This is a genomic window from Enterobacter sp. 200527-13, from assembly GCF_027924865.1.
In the GTDB taxonomy this organism is placed as follows: Bacteria; Pseudomonadota; Gammaproteobacteria; order Enterobacterales; family Enterobacteriaceae; genus Enterobacter; species Enterobacter ludwigii.
Genome location: NZ_BSCM01000001.1, coordinates 898,239 through 914,840, shown reverse-complemented (window position 1 = coordinate 914,840; position 16,602 = coordinate 898,239). Strand labels below are relative to the sequence as shown.

The window sequence follows — 16,602 nt, the reverse complement described above, 5'->3', positions numbered from 1 at the left end:
GTCCCTTACGCCATGTCGTCATTTTTGAAAGATTTAGTGGCGCGGAACTGCCATAACGCCAGGCCGACGACAAAAACAGACAGCAGGATGGTGATGGTCGCCGCAATGGCATATTGCGAAGATGACATCGTCAGTTTGTAGATCCACGACACCAGAATGTCGGTGCCGCCCGCATTCGACCCCACTACCGCCGGCCCGCCGTTATTGAACAGATAGATGATGTTGAAATTATTGAAGTTGAAGGTGTATTGCGTAATCAGGATCGGCGCAATGGCGTAGAGCACCAGCGGCAGCGTAATGGTCCGCAACCGGGTCCAGCTGCTGGCGCCGTCCATGGTGGCCGCTTCATACAGGTCATCAGGAATGGCCTGCAGCACGCCGGTGGTCATGGCGAAAACAAACGGGAAACCAAGCCAGGTTTGCATCATGATCAGCGCCGTTTTGGTCCAGAACGGATCGGTCATCCAGGCTTTAGGCGCAATCCCAAAGAAGGCCAGAATGGCGTTGTTAATCACCCCGAACGAGTCATTAAACATCCCGGCGAAAACCAGGATGGTGACAAAGCCCGGCACCGCCCACGGCAAAATAAAGATGGTACGGATCAGCGGCTTAAAGCGTAAATCTTTCTGGTTCACCAGAATCGCCAGCAGTACGCCCACCGTACACTGCAGCGTAGTGGCGAGCAGCGTCCAGACTACCGTCCACTGCAGCACGTCGAAGAAGGTGGAACGCCAGATAGAGAGCGTAAAGATATTGATGAAGTTCTTAAACCCGACCCAGTCAACCAGCTTAGCCGGCGGCGTGTGGTAGAGGTTGTAGTTGGTAAAGGCGATGGCAAACCCGAACAAAATGGGAAACACCACCACAAACACCAGCAGGATAAAGCCCGGGGTGATCATCAGATACGGGAAGCCGTCGCTCAATAGCATCTGATACTGTTTACGCACGCTGTTAAGCTGCAACCCTTCGTCACGTTTCAGGCCATTGACCCACGCGTCACGCATCGACAGGTAATACACCATCACGCCGAACGCAGCGATTAACACGCTGATGATCCCCTCCGCCAGCAGGAAGATGGAGTTGTCGCGCGGCACCTCCTCACCCAGCGTCACCAGTCCCCACAGCCCTTCGCGCAGAAAATCAGCAAATACGCCGATAAAACTGGCAAGCAGCACCAGAAAGATGACCCCTTTCAGCCACTGACGGTGATAAAACTGACCGAAGCCGGGAATGACCGCCAGCAGCAGGCTGGTCCAGGCGTGACGCCCGGCCACGCGCGGTTTGGCAAAATGTTCCGGGATGATACTCACAAACAACTCCTTTCAAAAAACGGGAGAGACGCCCTCCCGTTCTGCGACGTCAGAAAACTACTGGTTGCTGGCCTGCATGGCTTCGATTTGCATCTGAACCTGTTTTTCTGCGCTGTCGAGCGCGGCTTTCGGATCCTGTTTACCGGTCAGGCTCAGCTCGAGGGCCGCGTTCGCCGGAGCCCAGACTTCACCCATTTCCGGAATGCCCGGCATCGCTGTCGCCCGTGCGGCCTGCACGGCAACCGCGCTGGCTTTCTCGTCGTTCTTAATGAGCGGATCGTCAATCATCGCGGTCAGCGGCGGAATTTCACGCGTCGCGATATAGCGCGTTTTGACGTACTGCGGCTGGTTGATAAATTCGATAAATTTCTGCGCCATGGCTTTGTCTTTGCTCCAGGTAGAGACGACATAGCCCTTCACGCCCAGGAATGAACTCATTGGCTTACCGTCCGGCAGCGTCGGCAGCGGCGCAACGCCGTAGTTAATGCCCGCCGCTTCATACGGCTGGAACGCCCACGGACCGTTGATGACGGCTGCCGCTTTTTTCTCGGTAAACAGAGAGTCGATCGCGTTCAGACCGTTATCGCCGATGATCCCCGCCGGGAACACGTCATCGGCATAGAATTTTTTCAGGTAGGTGACCGCGTCTACCGCGCCTGGCTTGTTCAGGCCCACGTCGCTGGCGTTATAACCGCCTTTATCGTTTTTACCGAAGATGTACCCGCCCATCGGGGAGATAGCCCCCCAGCTGTAGTAAATCTGGTCGAACTTGGCGAGCAGGCCGTACTGTTTTTTGGCGCGCTGCTGTTTAGAAAAGTCATACCAGTCCTGAAGTGAGTTGAGCGGCTTCGCGATCAGGTCTTTGTTGTAAATCAGCACCAGCGTCTCAACCGCTTTCGGCACACCGTAAAGGGTGTTATCCATTTTGAAGGCATTGATGGACGCCGGCGTGTACTGTTCGGTCTGCTTCGCCTCCAGATTCAGGGGGGTCAGCAGCCCTTGCACAACCGCGCCGCCGAGTTGATCATTGGGAATGACCAGCACGTCCGGGCCAATTCCTGCCGGGCCGTCGAGGCGCAGTTTTTCCAGCTGCTGCGCGTAAGGCATCTCCTGCAGGTTAACCTTAACGTCGTACTGCTTTTCGAAATCGGCGACCGCGTCTTTAATGCCGGACGACTTTTTGATGTCTTCCCAGACGTTAAGCTGCGTGGTGGCGTGAGCCTGCACCGCGAGCGTAGAGAGGATCAGAGCAGCGAGTATGTTCTTTTTCATTATCAACCTCATGTGAAGGTATAACAATTTTATGGTTGTTATTGCATTTCACCGCCATACACCTTCGCCAGAAAACCGACTAACACTGGCGTACAACGTATAACATCAAATGCCTTTGGTTTGGTATACGCTACCCTTCACATCATGATAACTCTACAAAAAACTGTAAGTTGTGTGATCGTCATAACATTAATGGAATATCAGTATAGGGTGCGTGAATACTGGAAGTTATAGTCAGAGCAGACAAATTGCACCGTCCAGCCATGTAGCAAATAATTGTTATACGTAATACATATGCGGCGGTTTACTCGGGGAATACAGATGTCGAACATACAATTGAGGAATGTCACCAAACGCTTTGGCGACACCGTAACCTTGCACAACGTGAATCTTGAGATTGAAGACGGTGAGTTTGCCGTCTTTGTCGGTCCTTCCGGCTGCGGTAAATCGACAATGCTGCGCATGATTGCCGGACTGGAGGACATTAGCGAAGGGGAAGTGTTAATTGGTGACGAGGTGATGAACGACGTTGCCCCCTCCCACCGCGGCGTGGCGATGGTGTTTCAGTCCTATGCGCTCTACCCACATATGACGGTGGCCGAAAACATGGGCTACGGCCTGAAGGTCAATAAGGTGCCGAAAGATCAGATCCGCCATCAGGTCGAGATGGTGGCCAAAACGCTGCAGCTTTCCCACCTTCTGGATCGCAAACCTAAGCAGCTTTCCGGCGGCCAGCGCCAGCGTGTGGCCATTGGCCGCGCCATCGTACGTAATCCGCGGGTCTTTATGTTCGACGAACCGCTCTCCAACCTGGATGCCGAGCTGCGCGTGGAGATGCGTCTGCATCTTGCCCGTCTGCACCAGGAACTGAAAACCACCATGGTGTATGTCACCCACGACCAGATAGAAGCGATGACCCTGGCTGATAAAATTGTGGTGATGAACTACGGAAAGGTTGAGCAGATGGGCGCGCCGATGGAACTCTACTACAAACCGGCGAACAAGTTCGTGGCCGGGTTTATCGGCTCGCCGAAGATGAATTTCCTGCCGGCAACGGTAGAGGCCTGGCAACCGGGTGAGCTGACGGTGAGATTATCCCAGCAGAAGACACTCACACTGGCCCTGACCACCACACCGTTGAACGCAGGCAGCCCGGTGACGCTGGGCATTCGTCCGGAACATTTAACCACCGATCTCCGCCACGGCACGCGGCTGACGTTTAACTGTGAAGTGGTTGAGCGTCTGGGCAATAACACCTACCTCTTTGGTCAGTGCTACGGCCACGACAATGTGAAGATTTTGCTGCCGGGCGATGTGAAATTCGCACCGTGGCAGCAAATTGATGTGGCTTTTGACGATCGCCACTGCATGGTGTTTGACGAGCAGGATGTGCGGGTGAGTGCCGACATTGATGAAGCGGTACGCTCGGTCGCTTAACCCGCCAGACGCGTTACCGCACGCGTAAAGGCATCAATCGCCAGCGCGACATCCTCAGCCATCACCGATTCCGCCGGATGGTGGCTGACGCCTCCCTTACACCGCACAAACAACATCCCTACCGGCCAACGCTCCGCCAGGGCGATGGTGTCATGACCGGCACCGCTCGGCAGCGATAATGTCTTCCCCTGCACCGATTCTACAGCCTCCGCCAGCAGCGCCTGCAGACGTGTATCGCATGGCGTGGCGGCGATTCGGTAAAATTCGTCGGCAGCAAAATGTATTCCGCGACGGGCCGCTATCGCCTGCGCCTGCGTCAGCAGTGCAGTAAGCAGAAGGTCAAGCGGCGCATCCTGCGGGCCGCGAATATCTAACGAGAGCGCGACCTCGCCGGGGATGACGTTTACCGCACCAGGCAGACAGCGCAACTCACCCACCGTGGCCACCAGGTTGCCGCCGTGCTGACGGGTGGTGTTTTCAATCAGCACCATCCATTCGGCGGCGGCGGCCAGCGCGTCCTTACGATGCGCCATCGGCACGGTCCCGGCGTGGCCGGCCTCACCGGTGAAGCGGCAGTTCAGACGACGCGCGCCGTTAATGGCTTCAACCACGCCCAGCGCCAGACCGGCCTGTTCCAGACACGGTCCTTGTTCAATATGCAGCTCCAGACAGGCGCTGAAATCATCCGGGCGTCTTGCGGCCATCGCGACACGGCTGGGATCTAACCCTGCCTGTACCATCGCCTGCGCCACGCTGATACCTCTGGCATCGCACGTGTCGAGCCAGCCCACAGGCCAGGTGCCCGTCAGGGCGCGGCTGCCCAACAGCGTGATACCAAAGCGGGTACCCTCTTCATCGCAAAAGCCGACAATCTCAACGGCCTGCGCCAGCCGTTTTCCCTGCTGGTGCAGGCTGTCAACGACTTCAATGGCCGCCAGCACCCCCAGCATCCCGTCGTAGCGTCCGGCATTGCGCACGGTATCCAGATGCGAGCCAAGCAATACCGCCGGTGCGCCCTCCTGCTCGCCTTCATAACGTCCGCAGATATTCCCCACGCTGTCCTGCCAGACGGTCATGCCCGCCTGGTTCATCCACTGCCCGACCAGCTGGTTAGCCTGCAGATGCTGGGCAGAGAGGTACACGCGGGTAAGGGAATCCTGGGTTTCGCTGATGGCGGCCAGCGCATCGGCGCGGGCCATCACACGTTCTGCCGCCTGCTGGCGTGTCGCGTGATTCATAGCGCCGTCTCAGTGCGGTAATGATCCCACGCGGCCTGCATCGCGGCACCCTGCGTAGTGGAAAACTTCAGGTAGTTCAGTACCGACTCCAGCGCACTCAGGGTGGTCATTACGCAGTCTTTACGCGCGTTATAGCCCATGGTGCCAATACGCCACACTTTGCCGTGCAGCGGACCAAACGAAGTACCGATTTCAATGCCGAAATCCTCCAGCATCAGTTTACGCACCTGGTCACCGTTTACGCCCTGAGGGATAAGCACGCCCAGCACGTTGTTCATCTTGTGCCTGAGGTCGCCGAAGGTCTCGAGTCCCATCGCCTGAATACCTTTCAGCAGCGCATCCCCGTGCAGCTTGTGGCGGGCGATACCGTTATCCAGCCCTTCCTGCAGAATGAGGCGGGCACATTCGCGGGCGCCAAACAGCGCGGTGGTCGCTTCGGTGTGGTGGTTCAGACGCTCGGGTCCCCAGTAATCCATCACCATGCCGAGGTCGAAATAGTTGGAGTAAATCATCTCCTCGTCGCCGTCGCGATGGGCATCGGTACGGATCCCCTCTTCGATGCATTTGCGGCGACGGATTGCCTCTTCCATCCGTGGGCTCAGGGTAACAGGCGAGGTGCCGGACGGACCGCCAAGACATTTCTGCATCCCCGCCGAGACCGCATCCAGCCCCCAGGCATCGGTCTCCAGGGCGTTGCCGCCGAGCGACGCGGTAGCATCGGTATAAAACAGGACATCGTAACGACGGCAGATTGCCCCGAGTTCTGCAAGCGGCTGCAGCATGGTGGTGGACGTATCCCCCTGCACGGTTAACAGCAGGCGCGGACGCACGCGTTTAATGGCATCTTCCACCCGATCCGGTGTGAACACCTCGCCCCACGGTACCTCGATGGTGTGGACCTCTGCGCGGCAGCGGCGGGCAATTTCGCACAGCAGATGGCCGAAGCGACCAAAAACGGGCACCAGCACTTTGTCCCCCGGACGAATGGCCGATACCAGAATCGCTTCAATCCCCGCGCGGGAGGTGCCGTCCACCAGCATCGTCCAGCGGTTTTCCGTGCGGAACACGCCGCGGTAGAGTGCCATGACGTCGTTCATGTAGTGGGTCATCGCCGGATCGTACTGGCCGATAAGCTGGCTCGACATGGCTCGCAGCACGCGCGGATCGGCGTTGATTGGCCCCGGCCCCATCAGCAGACGTTGTGGCGGATTGATTTGCGGAAATTGAGCGATATCCATTTTTTAGTCCTTAGTTAATTGAGGCCGCGCACGGAGGAGATAAACTGTTTAAGCTCAGTGGTCTGTGGGTTAGCGAACAGCGTTTTGCTGTCGCCCTGCTCCCAGACGCGCCCCTGATGCATAAACACCACGCGGTCGCCCACTTCGCGGGCAAAATTCATTTCATGGGTCACCAGGATCAGCGTCATCCCCTCAGCGGCCAGTTGTTCCAGCACCTTGAGCACTTCGCCTACCAGTTCCGGATCGAGCGCGGAAGTTATCTCGTCACAGAGTAAAACTTTAGGCGACATCGCCAGAGCACGGGCAATCGCCACGCGCTGCTGCTGGCCGCCGGAGAGGCTTGACGGGTAGTAATCCAGACGGTCACCCAGCCCGACTTTCTCCAGCATGCGCTGCGCCAGCACCTGACATTCTGCTGCGCTTTTCTTCAGCACCCGACGTGGCGCGAGCATCACGTTTTCCATCGCCGTCATGTGCGGGAAAAGGTTGAAGTTCTGAAATACCATGCCGACCGAGCGGCTGATTTCACGCGCCTGGGAATCCCGGTCGGTAATGGTCATGCCGCCGAGCTTGATGCTGCCGTCCTGATACCCTTCGAGGCCGTTAATGCAGCGCAACAGCGTGCTTTTACCCGAACCGCTGCGCCCGATAATTGAAATAACCTGGCCCATGTCGATGTCCAGATCCACGCCCTTGAGCACGTGGTTATCGCCGTAGTACTTCTGCACCTGATTAATGGTGATGAGAGGCATTGAATTTAGTCTCCAGATAACGGCTGTAGCGCGACAGCGGATAACACAGAATGAAGTAGCCGAGCGCCACCAGCGCAAAGACTTTAAACGGCTGATAGGTCACGTTGGTCAGCATCGTCCCGGCCTTGGTCAGCTCGATAAAACCGATAATGGATGCCAGCGCGGTCCCCTTAATCACCTGCACGGCGAACCCCACCGTTGGGGCGATGGCGATGCGTAACGCCTGGGGAGCCACCACGCGAAACAGCGTCTGGCCGAAGGTCAGCCCCAGACAGCGCGACGCCTCCCACTGCCCTTTCGGCAGCGCACGAATACTGCCAAACCAGATATCAAGCAAAAAGGCGCTGGTGTAGAACGTCAGGGCCAGCGACGCAGCGGTCCACGGCGAAACATCGATACCCAACAGCGCCACGCCGAAGAAGGCCAGGAACAGTTGCATCAGCAGCGGCGTGCCCTGAAACAGTTCGATATAGCCGCGGATAAGACGTTTTACCGTACGCCCACCCGTGAGGCGCAACAGCAACAGCGGCAGCGTTACCGCCGCCCCGCCGACAAACGCCACCAGCGATAGCAGCACCGTCCAGCGTCCGGCGAGCAGCAGATTGCGAATAATGTCCCAGTCGGTAAAGGTGGTCATCATGCCTGTACTCCCAGCCACTTCCGTCCTGCCGCCATCATTAGCTGGCGCAGGGTAATTGACAGCACCAGGTAAATTCCGGTGGTCACCAGATAGACCTCAAAGCTCAGGAACGTTCTTGACTGAATCAGGTTGGCGGCAAAAGTCAGCTCTTCATAGGAGACCTGCGACACCACCGACGAACCGAGCATAACGATAATGCACTGGCTAACCAGCGCCGGATAAATACGCTGCAGTGCCGGTGGCAGCACCACGCGTATAAACGTTTGCAGGCGGGTAAGCCCCAGCACGCGGCCGGCCTCCCACTGTCCTTTGGGCGTAACCTGAATACCGGCACGGACAATCTCCGTGCTGTACGCACCCAGGTTAACGACCATTGCCAGCAGCGCCGCTTCGCCCGCCGTCATCTTCAGCCCCAGATTCGGCAGACCGAACACAATGAAAAACAGCTGCACGACAAAGGGCGTGTTGCGGATAATCTCCACGTAGCCGCCCCAGATCCGGCTGAACCACGTCGTCCGGCCGCTGCGAATCGCCGCCCCGAAAATACCGATCGCCAGCCCGCCGAGGGTTGCCATCACCGTCAGTTGAATGGTGACCCACAGCCCTGCCAGCAGCGCCGGCCAGTACGGCCAGAGCGCAGAGAAATGGAGTTGCTCTGTCATCGCCTTACACGCCCAGGCTTGCCGGCAACGGCGCTTTCAGCCACTGCTCAGAGAGGCTATTCAGGGTGCCGTCTTTAATTCCCTGCTCAATCACCGCATCAACTTTCGCTTTCAGCGCCGGTTCGTTTTTCTTCAGCCCGATAAAGCACGGCGAGTCCTTCAGCATAAAGCTCGGAACCGGGGCTTTGGCGGCGTTCTGGCGGGAAATCGCCGCCACGACCAGATTGCCTGTCGCCACGTACTGGACCTGACCGGACAAGTAAGCCGACAGGGTGGTGTTATTGTCTTCGTAGCGTTTGACGTCTGCATCTTTCGGCGCAAGGCTGGTCAGCACCATGTCCTCCACCGCGCCGCGCGTCACGCCAATGGTTTTTCCACTCAGTTGAGCAGCATCTTTCAGCTCAGCCCCTTTCGGGCCGAACACGCCGAGGAAGAACGGCGCATAGGCACGGCTAAAATCGATCACCTTTTCACGCTCGGCGTTTTTACCGAGGCTTGAGATCACCAGATCCACCTTATCGGTTTGCAGATACGGCACGCGGTTGGCACTGGTCACCGGCACCAGCTGCAGCTTGAGCTTCATCTGTTTTGCCAGATAGCGCGCCATGTCAATGTCGTAGCCCTGCGGCTGGAGATCGGTCCCGACCGAACCAAACGGAGGAAAATCCTGCGGGACGGCGATACGAAGAGTGCCGCGTTTCTCAATATCCTGAAGCTGGTCAGCTTTTGCTGGCAGGTTTGCAAACAGACAGACGGCCCCGGTCAGTGCAATCAATAACTTTTTCATGGTGCTTCCCCGTAACGTTAACATGAAACAAAAGATTCTTTTAATTGGATTTTGCAACTAATGTGCCAGATGAAGCGAAACGGGAAATTTTCTCTGAAGGCCTGATAAAACGAGAGCGGGGCGGAAAAGGCCTCCCTTTTCCGCCCCGCTTTTCTGCACTATTTTAATGCAAAGCACCAGCCTGATGCCCCATTATCGCTGTTCCAGTTCGTCCAGCTGCTGATACAGGGAGGCGATATCGTGGATCCGGGGACGGCCTTTATCGAGGATTTCATGCAGGAAGGCGTTAGCCAGCAGGTTGATCAGACTGTTGACCGACGAGTAGCTGTCGTACGCCGAGACGCTGTCCAGCGGGGCGCAGAGCTGCCAGCTGGTCAGCGGAAACAGGCTGTGCGCCTGCGGCTCACACATCAGCAGAACCGGAATACCGCTGTGCTGAAGCTGCTGCAACAGCGGCCGAACGATCCGCGGGCGACGGCGAAATGCCATCATAATCACCAGATCGTCGGGCGTTAAATCGACCAGTTCCTCGCTCAGGCTCTGCCCCGGCTGCGGCAGCAGCAGCACCTGTCCGCGCGCCTGCAACAGCTGCTGGCGCAGGTGCAGCGCCGCCGGATAGGCGTTGCGCATCCCGATAATCACAATCCGCCGTGCCTTCACCATTGAGGCCATGGCCTCGGCAAACTGCTGAGCATCCAGAGCGTTGACCCACTGGGTGAGGTTTGCCATCTCCTGCTTATAATGCCGCGCCAGCAGAGTGTTGCCCTGCACCGCATCGCGGTTATCGGTCAGCGGCATGCCGCTCTGGCGCAGCGTGCGCAGTTCGTCGCGCATCTCTTTATACTTCTCATAGCCCAGACGCTTAAACAGACGGCTCACCGTGGCTTTCGACACCCCGCTCAGCTGCGCCAGCTCGGCGCTGTTATAACTAATGAGGTCGTCGAAATGATCAAAAATAAAATCAGCCACCCGTTGCTCCTGCGGTGACAACGACGCGTATTGCGCTTTCAGACGTTCATCAAGCTGTTCCATAAAGCCTCTGTAACTTTTGTTTCACCTCACTATACCCTTCATTAAGCATGCCAGCTTCTTAAAACGTTATGTTACGACTGACGTGAAACTTTTCATTCATAACTGGAACAGCTTTTGCAGCACCTTGTGACTTTTGGGTTATGAGGACTCTCCATGCAAAGTAATGTCTCCGTACACGGAATGGCCGTGGCGCCCCACCATCTTGCCAGCCAGAGCGCCCTGGCCATTCTGCGCGAAGGCGGTAGCGCGATTGAAGCAATGGTCGCCGCCGCCGCAACCATTGCCGTGGTTTACCCGCACATGAACGGTCTCGGTGGGGACGGTTTCTGGCTTATCGTGCCGCCTGACGGCGAACCGGTTGCCATTGACGCCAGCGGCACAGCAGGCTCACTGGCGACGCTTGCCGCCTATGACGATGTCTCTCAGATCCCCCATCGCGGGCCTCGCGCGGCGCTGACCGTGGCGGGAACGGTGAGCGGCTGGGACGAAGCGCTGAAGGTTTCGCGCACGCTGACGGGCACCGCTCTTCCCCTGAATCGCCTGCTGGCAGACGCCATTGACTATGCCCGAAACGGCACGCCGGTGACCGCGTCTCAGGCCGCCGCCACGGCCAGTAAGCTGGATGAACTGAAGGACCTGCCCGGCTTCGCGGAGACCTGGCTGACGGACGGCAAACCGCCGCAGGTCGGCAGCCGGTTTTATCAACCGGCGCTGGCCTCCACGCTCTCCCACCTCGCAGATGACGGTCTGGACAGTTTTTATCGCGGCCCGCTGGCGGAGCATCTGGCCCGGGGCATGGCAACGCTGGGGCTGCCCATCACCCTGGCTGACCTAAACGCGCATGTCGCCCGGCGCACCACGCCGCTGAAATTACAGCATCAGCAGGGCGAAGTGTGGAACCTTGCGCCGCCAACGCAGGGGCTGGTGTCGCTGGCGATCCTCGGGATAACCGACCGCCTGTCCATGGCCGATGCTGACGAAGCGACCACCGTTCACCGCATTGTAGAGGCCACCAAACTGGCGTTTGGTCTGCGCGATGCCCATATCACCGACCCGCGCGAGCTGAAAACCGATATCCAGGGTCTGCTGGATCCTGCCGTACTGGCCGCCCTCGCCGACCAGGTCGATGATAACCAGGCCGCACCGTGGGGCTGCGGCAAAGGCCCTGGTGATACGGTCTGGATGGGGGTGATGGATAACAGCGGTCTTGCCGTGTCGTTTATCCAGAGCATTTATCACGAGTTCGGCAGCGGCGTGGTCCTGCCTGATACCGGCATCGTCTGGCAAAACCGGGGAGCCTCATTCAGCCTCAATCCCCGTCACCTGCTGGCGCTTGCGCCAGGAAAACAACCGTTCCACACCCTGAACCCGGCAGCCGCGCGTCTGCATGACGGACGCGTCATGGTCTACGGCTCGATGGGCGGTGACGGCCAGCCGCAAACCCAGGCCACCCTGTTTACCCGCTATGTGGTGCAGGGGGTACCACTGCAAGAGAGCATCGCCCGCCCGCGCTGGTTACTGGGGCGCACCTGGGGACAGACATCCGACACCCTGAAGGTGGAAGGCCGCTTTACGCCGCAGACCGTCACGCGCCTGCAGGCGCTGGGCCACGACGTGGAGTGCTTCCCGGCCTTCAGCGAAGCCATGGGCCACGCGGGTGCGATTGTTCGCCATCCTAACGGGCTGTTTGAAGGGGCATTTGACCCGCGCAGCAACGGCGCCGCCGCCGGATTTTAAGGAGAGACTGATGAATACCACACAACCTGACTGGCATGCCTATCTGGCGCAAATGGAGTCCGTGCTGGGCGTTGAGCTGGATGACGCCAGCCGGGCAGAACTCCATGTGCAGTTCTGCCGTATCGCGGCGATGGCCGCCCCGCTGATGGCGCTGCCGCTTGATGACCGTCTGGAGATCGCAGGAGTATACAAAGCATGACGCTACACGAGATGAGTATCAGTGAGATCCAGCAGGCGCTGAGTGCAGGCGACCTGAGCGCCCATGACATCGCCCGCCAGACCCTGGAAGCCATTACGCGCATCAATCCCCATATCAACGCCTGGACCACCGTCACGGAAGAACGCATGCTGGCCGAAGCCGAGAATATCGACACCCTGCGTCGGGAGAAACGCCCCCTGCCGCCGCTGGCAGGTATTCCCTACGCGGTGAAAAACCTGTTCGACGTCGCCGGGCATACGACCCTTGCCGGTGCAGAGCTGTTCAGCCAGCGCCCCCCCGCCACCGCTGACAGCTTTGCGGTACGCCAGCTGCGCAGTGCCGGAGGCTTATTGTCGGGGATGGTCAACATGGATGCCTACGCCTACGGCTTTACGACGGAAAACAGTTACTACGGCGCAACGCGTAACCCGCACGATGTGACGCGCATTGCCGGAGGATCGTCCGGCGGCTCTGCCGCCGCGGTCGCTGCCGGACTGGTCCATTTTTCGCTCGGTACCGACACCAACGGGTCGATTCGCGTACCGGCCTCCCTGTGCGGAATATACGGTCTTAAGCCCACTTTTGGTCGTCTGTCACGCGCCGGCAGCCATCCGTTTGTCGCCAGTCTGGATCACATCGGGCCGTTTGCCCGTCGCGTGAGCGATCTGGCGTCGGTGTACGATGCACTGCAGGGTCGGGATACCAGCGACGGATTTCAGGCGGAGAGCTCCCGGGAGCAGACCCGGCCCCTGCTCGACCGCGGTCTGGATGGTTTGCGCTGCGCGGTGCTCGACGGCTATTTCAGTACCTGGTGCGACAGCGACATGCGGGACGCCGTGGCGCGGGTGGCAAAAGCCCTCGACGTGCAGGAAACGCTGCAGTTCCCCGATGCCGAGCTGGCCCGCTCCGCGGCGTTTATCATCAGCGCCTCGGAAGGCGGAAATCAGTACCTGCCCGCGCTTCGCCGCGAGCCCGGGCGTTTTGAACCCCATTCGCGCGAACGACTGCTGGCCGGCGCGATGATCCCTTCTGCCTGGTATATTCAGGCCCAGCGTTTTCGCACGCAGGCCCGACAGGCGTTTAAAGCGTTGTTTGCGCAGGCCGACGTGCTGATCGCCCCGGCCACGCCGCGCAGTGCAACGCGGATTGGCGAAGAGATTATGGAGATCAACGGCCAGCCGTTACCGGTTCGCGCCAGCATGGGCATGCTGACGCAGCCGATTTCGTTTTTAGGTTTACCCGTTACCACCGTCCCGCTGCGCACCGCTCAGGGCAGACCTGTTGGCCTGCAGTTGATCGCCGCGCCGTTTAACGAGCAAGCCTGCCTGCGCGTGGCGCGGGTGCTGGAAGCAAGCGGAATAACCGATGCCCGGCCGGCGGAGATGGCACCATGATAAATCACGATGACATTAACCTTCCGTGGGTCGTTGCAGAAGTGACCGCAGCCTTTTACCGCTATGAAGATGCGCTGGTAAGCAACAACATTCCGGTGCTGGATGAGCTGTTCTGGCACGACAAAAACACGGTGCGTCTCGGTGCGGGCGAAAACCTGTATGGCATTGAGGAAATCCGCGCCTTTCGGGCGGCGCGCCCGTCCGCGGGCCTGCAAAGGACGTTGCGCCATACGGTAATCACCACCTTCGGAGAAGATTACGCCGTGTGTAGCACCGAATTCACCCGCGAAAGAACGGAGCGGATTGGTCGCCAGCAGCAGACATGGGTACGCTTCCCGTACGGCTGGCGGATTGTGGCGGCGCAGGTGAGCGTGATGGCGTAATGTTAATAACCCTGCCCGATGGCGCTTTTCCCCTCAGATAAGCAGCAGGCCGGGACAGGCGTCACCGCCGCCCGGCGCACTGCTGGACCGTTATTGTTGGAACGGGTGCACCTCACGCCAGTGATCGGCTATCTGCTGGCGGGTACAGACCCATACCCGATCGTGCTGCGCAAGGTAATCAAGGAACCGCTGCAGAGCACGAAAACGCCCCGGACGCCCCAGCAGACGGCAATGCATGCCGATGGACATCATCTTCGGCGCACGTTCCCCTTCTTCGTACAACACGTCAAAGCTGTCTTTCAGGTAGGTATAAAACTGCTCGGCGGTGTTGAACCCCTGCGCGGTCGCGAAGCGCATGTCATTGGCATCCAGCGTATACGGCACAATCAGGTGGGGTTTGCGCGTGCCGTCGCTGCACGCCACTTGCGTCCAGAACGGTAAATCATCGCCATAGTAGTCGCTGTCATAGTCAAAGCCCCCATGTTCCACTACCAGCTGACGGGTGTTTGGGCTGTCACGCCCGGTGTACCAGCCGGCAGGCGGTTTGCCAAACAGGTCAGTCAGGACATGCACCGCCTTGTGCAGGTGCTCGCGCTCCTGGTTGATATCCATACTTTGATAGTGGATCCAGCGCCAGCCGTGGCTGACCACGTCATAATCAGCCGCTTTAATGGCGTCAACGATATCGGGATGTCGCGCCAGCGCCATTGCCACGCCAAAGACCGTCAGCGGCAGGCCACGCTTGCAGAATTCGTTATGGATCCGCCAGAACCCGGCACGGCTGCCGTATTCATAGAGGGAGTCCATCGACATGTGTCTGTCCGGATAACTGGCCGCACCGATGATGTCCGAGAGGAATTGTTCTGAGCCGGCATCACCGTGCAGCACGTGGTTTTCCGCCCCTTCTTCGTAATTGAGTACAAACTGCACGGCGATGCGCGCCTGGTTCGGCCACTGCGCGTGCGGCGGCTTGCCTGCATAGCCGCGTAAGTCCCGCGGATAATCTTCGTTAAAAAGCGCCATTATCACCCCCTCAATTAAAATGGATTCAGTGCCTGAAAGTGTCCGCTCAACGCTTTTTTCTCCGGGAAAGCCAGGTCCCCGTGCTTGCTGGTTGACAGCCCCAGCGCCACCAGCGACTCGACCATTTTCACCGCCGCGCTGACGCCGTCGATCACCGGCACGTGCAGCTCGCGCGTCAGCTCCTGCGCCAGCGTCGCCATTCCACCGCAGCCGAGCACAATCGCGCCGCAGCCATCTTCTTTCAGCGCCTGGATGCAGCGCGCGCGCACCTTCTCCTGAGCCAGGCCGCTACCGTCTTCCAGTGCCAGCACCGGCAGATCGATGGCATGCAGGGCTGCACAGTGGTCCTGGAAACCATACTGGTGCAAAAGATGACGGGCGATAATCCGCGTGCGCGGCAGCGTGGTCACAACAGAAAAGCGTGTTGCCACCAGCGTGGCCATATGCATCGCAGCTTCTGCGATACCGATGACCGGCCCCTGCGCCAGCTCGCGCGCCGCCAGCAGGCCGGGGTCACCAAAGCAGGCAATCACGTGTCCATCCACGCCCTGTTGCCGTCCGCGTTTTATCTGTTCGAGAACGCCCACGGCGGCGATGGCCTCATCAAAATGACCTTCTATCGAGGGCACACCTGCGCTCGGGCAGACGGCGAGGATCTCCGTTCCCGGTGCTGCTACCGCGCGGGCTGCGGCGCCGATGGTTTCCGTCATCGCGAGACTGGTGTTGGGGTTAATCACTTGTATACAAACAGACGACATTACGACTCCTTGTGGCTGGCGAACAGCCGGGCAAAATCAGGCAGGCACTCACCGGCCCGTTCGAAACAAAGGCTGGCGACAATATGTTCAAAATGGTGCATTAAGGCCTCACTCAGGGGCTGGAGCGCCTTCTGGCGCAAGAGTTCCACCAGTTGCTCGTGGTCATTGCAGCGGCAGCCCTGACGCCACGGCGCGCCCCAGGCTGCGATCACCAGCGACGACCGCTGGCTCAGTCCGGTCACCATCTCTGTCAGCACCTGATTGCCTGAAATGGCCTGAAGCTGAATATGGAAATTGGCGGAGTGGCGGATTGCGGCGGGGCCGTCATACGCTTCGTGCGCCTGCTGCTCCTGGCGAATAATCCCTTCCAGTGCAGCCAGATGCGGCGGCTGACAGTGGGCCAGCACGTCCGGCAGGTTAGCCACCTCAAGCAGAGCGCGCGTGCGGAAGATCTGCTGCGCTTCTTCTACCGTCGGGCTGGCCACGTGTGCACCACGTTTGGGCGTTAAGGTGACCATTTGCACAGCGGCGAGTCGTTGCAGCACCTTGCGAATACCGGTGCGGCTCACGCCGAAGACCTCAGCCAGCGCCTCTTCAGGCAATTTACTTCCCGGGAGCAACTGATGTTCGACTATCGCGGTCATCAGCGCCTGAAAGATAGATTCATCTTTGTCATGCAGGTCTGGCGCGGTCTGCAGGCTGTTTATGTTGTTCATTAACCACTCCGATTTTTACTTTTC

General features: G+C 58.9%; 15 protein-coding genes and 2 pseudogenes. 5 read left to right on the top strand and 12 right to left on the bottom strand.

Features of this window, described 5'->3' with window-relative positions; all coding sequences use genetic code 11:
- Positions 1-5: 5 nt before the first annotated feature.
- Together QMG44_RS04235 and QMG44_RS04230 are read right to left on the bottom strand one after the other, a co-directional pair.
- Positions 6-1,310, bottom strand: coding sequence for a carbohydrate ABC transporter permease (locus QMG44_RS04235; RefSeq protein WP_020884733.1), 1,305 nt, complete (start codon positions 1,308-1,310; stop codon positions 6-8).
- A gap of 57 nt (positions 1,311-1,367) precedes the next feature.
- Positions 1,368-2,582: an extracellular solute-binding protein gene (locus QMG44_RS04230; RefSeq protein WP_059305457.1), complete on the bottom strand. Its 1,215-nt coding sequence runs from the start codon at positions 2,580-2,582 to the stop codon at positions 1,368-1,370.
- Positions 2,583-2,903: 321 nt separating this feature from the next.
- On the opposite strand from QMG44_RS04230, the gene QMG44_RS04225 reads away from it, so the two are divergent.
- A complete protein-coding gene (locus tag QMG44_RS04225; RefSeq protein WP_020884735.1) occupies positions 2,904-4,019 on the top strand; it encodes an ABC transporter ATP-binding protein in 1,116 nt (371 codons plus the stop codon).
- Here QMG44_RS04225 and hpxK read toward each other — a convergent pair.
- The 7 genes from hpxK to hpxU all read right to left on the bottom strand — a co-directional run bounded on the left by hpxK (position 4,016) and on the right by hpxU (position 10,368).
- A complete protein-coding gene (hpxK, locus tag QMG44_RS04220; protein WP_086532705.1) occupies positions 4,016-5,257 on the bottom strand; it encodes an allantoate amidohydrolase in 1,242 nt (413 codons plus the stop codon). The two genes, QMG44_RS04225 and hpxK, sit on opposite strands and share 4 nt — an antisense overlap.
- Positions 5,254-6,495, bottom strand: coding sequence for an alanine--glyoxylate aminotransferase family protein (locus QMG44_RS04215; RefSeq protein ID WP_014169474.1), 1,242 nt, complete (start codon positions 6,493-6,495; stop codon positions 5,254-5,256). The genes hpxK and QMG44_RS04215 overlap by 4 nt, the downstream gene beginning before the upstream one ends.
- 14 nt (positions 6,496-6,509) lie before the next feature.
- Positions 6,510-7,247, bottom strand: a complete 738-nt coding sequence (locus tag QMG44_RS04210; protein WP_020884737.1) for an amino acid ABC transporter ATP-binding protein — start codon at positions 7,245-7,247, stop codon at positions 6,510-6,512.
- Positions 7,228-7,884 carry an amino acid ABC transporter permease gene (locus tag QMG44_RS04205; RefSeq protein ID WP_025204495.1) on the bottom strand — a complete coding sequence of 219 codons (657 nt, stop codon included), beginning with the start codon at positions 7,882-7,884 and terminating at the stop codon, positions 7,228-7,230. The genes QMG44_RS04210 and QMG44_RS04205 overlap by 20 nt, the downstream gene beginning before the upstream one ends.
- Complete coding sequence (locus tag QMG44_RS04200) at positions 7,884-8,549, bottom strand: amino acid ABC transporter permease (RefSeq protein WP_014169471.1); 666 nt, start codon at positions 8,547-8,549, stop codon at positions 7,884-7,886. Before QMG44_RS04200 ends, QMG44_RS04205 begins: the two co-directional genes overlap by 1 nt.
- Positions 8,550-8,553: 4 nt before the next feature.
- Positions 8,554-9,336, bottom strand: coding sequence for a transporter substrate-binding domain-containing protein (locus QMG44_RS04195; RefSeq protein ID WP_020884739.1), 783 nt, complete (start codon positions 9,334-9,336; stop codon positions 8,554-8,556).
- 192 nt (positions 9,337-9,528) lie between these two features.
- Positions 9,529-10,368, bottom strand: a complete 840-nt coding sequence (gene hpxU / locus QMG44_RS04190) for a MurR/RpiR family transcriptional regulator HpxU (RefSeq protein ID WP_020884740.1) — start codon at positions 10,366-10,368, stop codon at positions 9,529-9,531.
- Between the two features lie 153 nt (positions 10,369-10,521).
- On the opposite strand from hpxU, the gene hpxW reads away from it, so the two are divergent.
- The 4 genes from hpxW to hpxZ are packed head-to-tail and all read left to right on the top strand — an operon-like array spanning position 10,522 to position 14,081.
- Positions 10,522-12,105 (top strand): oxamate amidohydrolase, encoded by a 1,584-nt coding sequence (gene hpxW / locus QMG44_RS04185; protein ID WP_086532706.1) that lies wholly within the window; start codon positions 10,522-10,524, stop codon positions 12,103-12,105.
- A 10-nt stretch (positions 12,106-12,115) separates the two neighbouring features.
- Positions 12,116-12,304: an oxalurate catabolism protein HpxX gene (hpxX, locus tag QMG44_RS04180; protein ID WP_086532707.1), complete on the top strand. Its 189-nt coding sequence runs from the start codon at positions 12,116-12,118 to the stop codon at positions 12,302-12,304.
- On the top strand, positions 12,301-13,698 hold the full coding sequence (locus QMG44_RS04175; RefSeq protein WP_086532708.1) for an AtzE family amidohydrolase: 1,398 nt from the start codon (positions 12,301-12,303) through the stop codon (positions 13,696-13,698). Before hpxX ends, QMG44_RS04175 begins: the two co-directional genes overlap by 4 nt.
- Entirely contained in the window at positions 13,695-14,081 is a 387-nt protein-coding gene (hpxZ, locus tag QMG44_RS04170) for an oxalurate catabolism protein HpxZ (protein ID WP_020884744.1), read from the top strand. The genes QMG44_RS04175 and hpxZ overlap by 4 nt, the downstream gene beginning before the upstream one ends.
- Before the next feature lie 90 nt (positions 14,082-14,171).
- On the opposite strand, the pseudogene puuE reads toward hpxZ, so the two are convergent.
- The 3 genes and pseudogenes from puuE to QMG44_RS04155 form a co-directional block, all read right to left on the bottom strand.
- Positions 14,172-15,089 (bottom strand): annotated as a pseudogene (gene puuE / locus QMG44_RS04165) (allantoinase PuuE); the annotation flags it as partial.
- Positions 14,992-15,862, bottom strand: a pseudogene (locus tag QMG44_RS04160) (aspartate/glutamate racemase family protein); the annotation flags it as partial. The pseudogenes QMG44_RS04160 and puuE, both read right to left, overlap by 98 nt.
- Complete coding sequence (locus QMG44_RS04155) at positions 15,862-16,578, bottom strand: GntR family transcriptional regulator (protein WP_020884746.1); 717 nt, start codon at positions 16,576-16,578, stop codon at positions 15,862-15,864. The pseudogene QMG44_RS04160 and the gene QMG44_RS04155, both read right to left, overlap by 1 nt.
- Positions 16,579-16,602 lie beyond the last annotated feature (24 nt).